This window comes from Desulfurellaceae bacterium (genome assembly GCA_021296095.1).
Classification (GTDB): Bacteria; Desulfobacterota; Binatia; order Bin18; family Bin18; genus JAAXHF01.
This window is the reverse complement of sequence record JAGWBB010000110.1, coordinates 1-7,399: the sequence shown is the minus strand read 5'-3', so window position 1 is coordinate 7,399 and position 7,399 is coordinate 1. Positions and strand designations below refer to the sequence as shown.

Annotated in this window: 6 protein-coding genes; all 6 read right to left on the bottom strand. The window is 62.3% G+C overall.

What is annotated here, in order from left to right; all coding sequences use genetic code 11:
* Positions 1-171 precede the first annotated feature (171 nt).
* The 6 genes from J4F42_19720 to J4F42_19695 all read right to left on the bottom strand — a co-directional run bounded on the left by J4F42_19720 (position 172) and on the right by J4F42_19695 (position 6,897).
* On the bottom strand, positions 172-2,682 hold the full coding sequence (locus J4F42_19720; GenBank protein MCE2487747.1) for an RND family transporter: 2,511 nt from the start codon (positions 2,680-2,682) through the stop codon (positions 172-174).
* A gap of 6 nt (positions 2,683-2,688) precedes the next feature.
* Complete coding sequence (locus J4F42_19715; protein ID MCE2487746.1) at positions 2,689-3,336, bottom strand: TetR/AcrR family transcriptional regulator; 648 nt, start codon at positions 3,334-3,336, stop codon at positions 2,689-2,691.
* Positions 3,337-3,382: 46 nt separating this feature from the next.
* Positions 3,383-4,906, bottom strand: coding sequence for an SLC13/DASS family transporter (locus J4F42_19710; GenBank protein ID MCE2487745.1), 1,524 nt, complete (start codon positions 4,904-4,906; stop codon positions 3,383-3,385).
* 542 nt (positions 4,907-5,448) lie between these two features.
* Entirely contained in the window at positions 5,449-5,751 is a 303-nt protein-coding gene (locus tag J4F42_19705; GenBank protein ID MCE2487744.1) for a helix-turn-helix domain-containing protein, read from the bottom strand.
* 494 nt (positions 5,752-6,245) lie between these two features.
* A complete protein-coding gene (locus tag J4F42_19700; GenBank protein ID MCE2487743.1) occupies positions 6,246-6,641 on the bottom strand; it encodes a BrnA antitoxin family protein in 396 nt (131 codons plus the stop codon).
* The gene (locus J4F42_19695) at positions 6,607-6,897 is read right to left on the bottom strand and encodes a BrnT family toxin (GenBank protein ID MCE2487742.1); all 291 of its coding nucleotides are present in this window, start codon (positions 6,895-6,897) and stop codon (positions 6,607-6,609) included. The genes J4F42_19700 and J4F42_19695 overlap by 35 nt, the downstream gene beginning before the upstream one ends.
* Positions 6,898-7,399: the final 502 nt, after the last annotated feature.

The window sequence follows — 7,399 nt, the reverse complement described above, 5'->3', positions numbered from 1 at the left end:
ATAGGCGAGGATCGGATCATCGAAGGGGAACATGGCTTCAACATCGTTATCAAAGCGTAATGTTTGAATTGGAAGGGCGATGAGCACAGTGCTACCGAGAACCAGGCCAATGACCAGCCAGCGAAAGCGGATAATTCCGCGAAAAAAGGTCTCCATGCAATACTCTCTTCCTCAGTCGGCGGCGACTGGCACGGCAGCCGGGGCCGCCTCCCGGCCGTACACAAAACGCGGCTTGAAGGTGTTCAAGATCACCGGCAGGACGGTCATCGACACCAGCAGACAGGCGCCCATGTTCAACACCAGCATGGCGCCCAGGTAAAAGTTCGGCGTGAAACTCGAGGTCAGAAATACGGCGAAGCCGCCGATGACCACCACCGCGTTAAAGAAGATGGCCTTGCCCGAGGTGGCCATGGTGGTGGCGGTAATCTGCTCCGGATCGCGTAAGCCGCTCCCCACCTTGAGCCGGTATTTATTGAGAAAGTGGATCGTGTAGTCAATACCGATGCCGATGACCATAGAGGCGGTCAGCGACTTGCCGACCTCCAGCGGAATACCCAGCAGCCCCATCAGCCCGAAGCTGAAAATAATGACCAGGCTGATCGGGATGATGTTGATCAAGCCGGCCACAAAGGAGCGGAACATGAACGCGGTCAGCAGAAACACCCCGACCAAAGAGGTCACCAGGCTCGACAGCTGACCGGCCACCACCAGCTCATTGAAGCGGATCGTCAGATAGGCGGCCCCGGCAAAGCCGAGCCGAAAGCCGCTATCGGTATCCCAGCCGGTGATGGTCGGCTCGATATTGCCCAGCCAGCGCCCAAAGCGCAGAAACAGCATATCGCGCCAGCCGGCGTCGGCGCCGTCGTGCTGCTCGCTGCGGCCGAACTCCTGGACGGCAAAGTCCTGAATCCGGTTAATGACCCGCTGAATATCCCGCGTGCCGTCGGAGCGTAGATAAAAGGTCACGTTGGCGTGCTGATAGTCGTAGTCAACGACCTCATCAAAATCGTCCGGATCGCCGGAAAAGGAGTACAGCAGCAGATACTGGGCGACCAGATCGCGCGAGGTCGGCACGACCTCCATCTCCGCTCGGTCCTCGTTCATGACCCGGTTCATGCGCTTGATGAACTCGGCCAGCGACAGCGAGCCGCCGACCATCGGATCTTTTTCGCCCTCGGCCTGCATGTTATCGAGCTGCTGGAGCAGCTGCGGGTCCTTGAGCACGTCCGGCTCGTGGCCCTCAATCGCCACGTAGATCGGCAGCGTGCCCTGAAAGCGCTCGCGCAAGACCTCGTCGGCAATCCGCACCGGGCTCTCGGGGTGAAAGACCTGGATCCAGGAGCTATCGACCACAATCTGGCGCACGCCGACCACGCACAGCGTCGTGACTACCAGCGCCGGAACCCACACCGACAGCGGTCGGCGGGCCACCCCACGGCCCAGCTGCGACAGCGTGCGGGCCGCCCAGCCGGTGGCCGTCAGGTCGCCGCCACGACCGATCTGGCTGCGCAGGCCGGCGCTGACCTTGGGCGGCAGCATGCTCAGCACGGCCGGAAAAAACGTCAGCGAAAACACCATGGCGGCCAGCACGCCGATGGCGGTAAACAGCCCGAAGTAGCGAATCGGCACCATGGCGGCGGTCAGAAACGACAGAAAGCCGACGGCGGTGGTCAGCGAGGTAAAGACCACCGGCTGCCACATTTCGCCCATCGCCACCAGCACCGCCTGGTGGGACGACACCTCGGGATGTTGCAGGACTTCGTCGTAATAGCGGCTCAGGATATGAATGCCGGCCGCCACGCCGATCGCCATCAGTATGACCGGCATCATGGTCGAGATGAAGTACATCGGAACGCCGACCGAGGCCATGATGCCCAGCGTCCAGATGATCGACACCATCACCACCGCCAGCGGCAGCAGCACGCCGCGCAGGCTGCGATAGGTCAGGTACAGGATGACCACCACAATCAGCAGGACCAGCGGCATGAAGGTCTGGAGGTCACTCTGCGCCTGCTCGGAGAAGGTCACCTCCATGGCCCCGCGGCCGGCCACATAGAACTGCTCGGGCACGCCGGCCTGTTCCCGCTCGGCGATCATCTCGCGGATCGTGCGGTAGATGCTGGCCCGCCGTCGCACGCCCTCCAGGGTGCCCTCGGACGACTCCATCTTGGCCATGATCAGCAGCCCGGTGGTGTCCCGCGACACGATCCAGTCGAGGTACATGCTGTTGCCGAACAGGCTGTCCTTGAGCCCCTGCAGCTCGGCCCGGGTCTGGGGCACGCTTTCCATGAACGGATCGACCGCCATGCCGTCGCTGGTGCCGGTGATGTTGTCCATGGTCGCTACGCTGGCCACGTCTTCATCCCGCACGGCCTTGATGCCGGGCAGCAGGGCGATTTTCTCGGAGAACTCTTTGGCAATGGCCAGGGTGCGCGGGTTGAACACCCCGTTTTCGTCGGGATTGTTGTTCAGCACCCCGACAATGATCAAATCCCGCATGCCAAAGCGGTTTTCGACCATGTCGTTATAGTGCTGGACCGGATCGTCGGGCGGCACCATGGCCTCGGCATCGCTCTCGAAACGCAGCTGGCCCAGCTGGATAAAGGCCAGCCCGGTGCAGGCCAGAATCAGGGCGATGACCAGCCAGCGGAAACGGATAATGCCTCGAAAAAAAGCGTCCATCGCAGCCTACTCCTCGTGTTTCTTTTTGCCCTTGGAGACCGGCGACCGGTCGGTCCGCAGCAGGGCCAAAACCAGGTCGGCCAACTGGGTCAACACTTCGGGGCCGGAAAAACCCGGCGTAATGCGGTCCATCAGCTGGTTGGCGCGCAGGGCGTGGATGATGATGCCGACAATCACAAACGGCGTGGCGCCGGACGGCAGGGGTTTGAAGAGGCCGCTGTCTATGCCCTCGGCGGTAATCGCCTCCATGGCCAGATGGGCGCGTGAAAACCAGCGCTCGGCCAGGGTATGGGCGGCCGGGCTGTGGTCGTCTATGGCCCGCTGCACCAGCCGAAAGCTCTGCGGATCGATCCGGTAGCGGTCCAGGAAGACCTGAACGATAGCCCGAATCTTCTGCTCGGGATCACCCTCGCCGGCCGCCACCGCCTCGATCCGGGTCACGACCGTGGCCGCCTCTTTTTCCAGCAGCGACAAATAGAGCGCTTCCTTGCTCTGGTAGTAGTGGTAGATGAGCGCCTTGGTCACCCCGGTCTGCTCGGCAATCTCGCGGATCGGCGTGCCGTCAAAGCCACGCTCGGCAAACAGGCTTTCGGCGACCTGGTCGATCTTGGCCCGATAATCGGGCGAGTCAACGGTTTTGACCGGACGTGCCATGCTGCGGACAAGAATTAACCGACCGTTCAGTTAAGTCAAGTAGGGGTCACGGCGCCCAGCCCGGTTGCCCGGACAGGGAGATGGCAAAGACCGGCACGCCGATCAGATACAACAGGACGGGCAGGATCAGGACGCCGATGATGTTCAGCCCCAGGCCGGTCCAGAACATCTGGGGCAGGCTGACCCGCCGGCTGGCAAACACGATGGCGTTGGGCGCGGTGGCGGTCGGCAGCATGAAGGCAAACGAGGCGGCAAAGGTGGCCGGGATCATGAGCAGCAGCGGATCGATGTGCATGGCGCCGGCGCTGGCGGCCAGGATGGGCATCATCAGGGTGGTCGTGGCCGTATTACTGGTCACCTCGGTCAGGCCGACCAGCAGGGCGCACACCGAAAAAATCGCCCCAAACGGCGACAGGTCTTGCAGAAAGCCGAGCTGATCGCCGACCCACACGGCCAGCCCCGAGCTGCCGACCCCCCGGGCCAGGGCCAAGCTGCCGCCGAGCAGGACCAGAATCCCCCACGGCATGCGCTCAAACACGCTGCGGTCGAGCAGGCAGCGGCCCGTGCCCTCGCCGGTCGGAATCACGAACAGCAGGGTGGCCATGAACATGGCCAGGGTGGAGTCCTTGATATTGTCCGGGACCGGAAACACGTGCACCCAGCCGGGGATGGTCAGCGACCCGAGCGGCAGATCCTCACGGAACATCCACAGCACGGCGGTCAGGGAAAACAGGATCAGCACCCGCCGTTCGGGGCGGCTCATCGGGCCGAGGGCGCGCAGCTGTTCGGTCAGAAAGCCCCGGTCTTCCTGCCAGCCGCTGGTCGGCACCCGGAACACACCAAAGACCAGATACAGCCAGGCACACACCAGCATGACCGCAGCGGTCGGCAGGCCAAACAGCATCCAGTACAGGAAACCGATGCTCGGGCCGTCCGGAAACAGGTTCTCGAAGGCGCCCAGAAACACGGCGTTGGGCGGGGTGCCGACCGGGGTGCTGACGCCGCCGATTGAGGCGCTGTAGGCCATACCCAGGATCAGCGCCGTGGCAAAGCCCCGGCTCGTATCATAGCCTCGGGCCTCAACATGGCTGAGAATGGCCAGGGCGATCGGCAGCATGACCACGGTCGAGGCGGTATTCGACATCCACATCGACAGCAGGGCGGTAGTGCCGAAGAAACCCAGGATCAGCACACGCGGCGAGCCGCCGATGCGCGACAGGATCCACAGCGCGACCCGCCGGTGCAGCCCCCACTGCTCGGTCGCCAGGGCCAGAAAAAACGCGCCGAAAAACAGGAACACAATCTGGCCGGCATAGGCGCTCGACACCTCGTCGGCCGGCAGAATGTCGAGCACCGGAAACAGGAACAGGGGCACAAAGGCGGTCACGGTCAGGTCAATCGCTTCGCTGACCCACCACACCGCCATCAGCGCCGCAACGGCCGTCGTCCGCCAGGCGGCCAGACTCATTCCGTCCGGCGGCGGCAGCAGCAGCAGCACGGCGCACAGCCCGACCCCGCCCAGCAGGCCCAAGCGACGGCGTGTTGAGGTGGAAGATTCGGCGGCGGCCATGATTCCCCTGTATCGGACGCTGTAGGGGCGACCGTCTGTGACCGCCCTGTGTCCCACATTCCCGTATACCGGGCGCAGCCTAGCAGCCCCGCCTCGGCTTGAAAAAGGGGGGGTTGCCGGGACAACAGGGCGAAGACAGCAACAGGCGGGCGATTGACCCGTTCTTGCCGAGGCTCTGTCCTCTCGCTCGCCAAAGTTGACACTCTGGGCGTTATCGGACGCTACGGGCCGAGCGGCCGAAGCACGGTGTAGGAAAATCAGGGACTTACGGGCCGAGGTCGGCGAGGTCCGGCTGAACAAATGGCGGGTAAAACGGCCGGGCGGCCGAAAATTGTTCAGTTGGGGGGCTGAGCATAGGTGTGAGACGTGCCTTTCAGCTCGCCACTATCGCGGTTGGGGGCGTCGAATTTCGCGTCGAGCGTGCCGATCCGTGTGCCTATTTTCTTCGGTGCCATCTGGGTGAGGAGCGTGGCCGACCACGGCGCTACGACGAAAACTGGAGCTTGACTCCACACGCAGCGGCCACTTTGGCGAGCAAGGGCTTAGGAGGGTGGACCCGTGTCGCTGAGGGACAGCAGGACGCGCCGTATAGCCTCCGGCTCCCTTTCAATCACGTGCAGCAGCGTCGCGGCCGGGCCGCTGACCCGACGCGTACCCTGCTCCCATTTCCGATAGCCGGACAGGCTCATGCCCATCAGCGGTGCCATCTGGGCCTGTGTGAGCTTCGCCCGCTTCCGCACCTCGCGCGGCGTTATGGGCGCGTGGATGATAGCGCGCCCTTCGCCCTTGGCATGGGCGAGCGCTTCCGTGAGGGACTGGATCAGGTCAGCACCGAACGTACTCATGTCGTCTCCTTCCAGGTGACCTTCAACGCAGCAGTGAGGGCCGCCACCGTCCGTTTTTCTCTGGGCGTCAAATCGGGCTGCGCGGCTTTCGCATAGGCGAGCAGCGCGTAGATCGGCATCGCCTCATTCCCAATGGGGTAGAAGAGGCAAAGAGAGAAACCTGTCCGCACGCTCAGAGATGGGGAGGTCCCGTCTCTGTTTCACGTCCGCAAGCGCTTCGGACGTTATTTCTGGCCACTCTTCACCGAAACGCCGTTGTTCGATCAACCATGATGTCAGGCGGGCCTTTGTATGCTTATCGAGTGCTCCCACCTCACTCTGGAATGATCCAGCAATGAACTACTTGCCACCCGCGCGGGGCGAGTCCACATAAGAGCCGTCACGAGGACGGGGAGGATTCTCTATTTCTGTGCGGGCCGGTGTCCCCCAGATTGGACAGACTTGGTTGTCGCTCATGCTTTTCCTCAACTCTGATGGCTGGCTGAGACAGCTCCTTAAGTTCCTGACGATTTGGCGCTGCTCTGATTTCCAGACTTGGCACCCGGCCGCAACATTTTGGAGGCTGTACGGGTGCCACCACGAGACCCCCGCGTGTTCAACGTCCGCTGAGCGTGCTTGCGTAGCACGCGGTTCATCTCGGTCTGATAGCCCCGGCCGCCCGGGGCGTTTGCCTTGAACCACGCCACCACGTCGGCATCCAGCCGTAGAGTGATCTGCCGTTTGACCGGCCGATACAGGAGACCACGCTTGGCGCCTGACCAATCCAGAATCTCAGGGATGTCGCTCGTATCAATCTGCTCGTCAGACAGAGCCGCAAGCGCTTGGAGTTCTGCTTTCTGCTCCTTGCTGAGGGCTTTAGAAGTTCCCTTCTTCATAGGCTCTCCTTTCATGTGCCGTCGCTTTCCGGGCGCTGATGATACGCCCCACCTCGACGCCAGTCTCAGGTTCTGGTTTGGGCCAGGTGTGCGCCACAACCACGATCACATTGCCAATCATGCCGATGGTATGCCAGCGCTCTTCATCCACGTGCGGATCTGGCAGGTGTGCCATCAGTGGATCGTCGAACACGAGCTGTGCCGTCTCGAAGCTGAGACCATGCTTCTGCTGATTGATACGATTCTTGTTCTCGTCCCATACCCAGCGCACCGACCCGATCCTGTGTAACTACATTTTGATATCTACACCATAGCATTCCGTCAAGCGGAAGTGGAGATCCCAGGCCATCGGCCAGAGCGTGCAGCTCCGCTTGTGGCTGGTGTCCACCGGGCTCCGTCACCGCCGCCCTGCCCCGTGTCTTGAGAAAGGAGGGTTTTGTGAGACAGCGCCACGATGGGCCGGGCAGGAGGGCTGAGCGGGGCTGAACTGTTTTATCTACCCGTCCCAGGAATCTGTGTCAGAGATACTCAATGATCCCGCCGCCAAGTGGGACCTTGCAGCTGACTCACTTCCCAGCTGCCATACCGGGCCAGAATGACCGGCTCTCACTGGAGCGCCGTTTCAATGGCGTGTCGATCCATGCCAGACTCACGGAGTGCTCCCATGTGTGCTAGACGGAGGAGCACATTGCTCAAGGAGGTGTCTGATGCGGACAAAGCACGTCGTGTGTGGTCTGGTCGGTGTGGCTCTGGTTGGTGGTTTCAGCTCACGC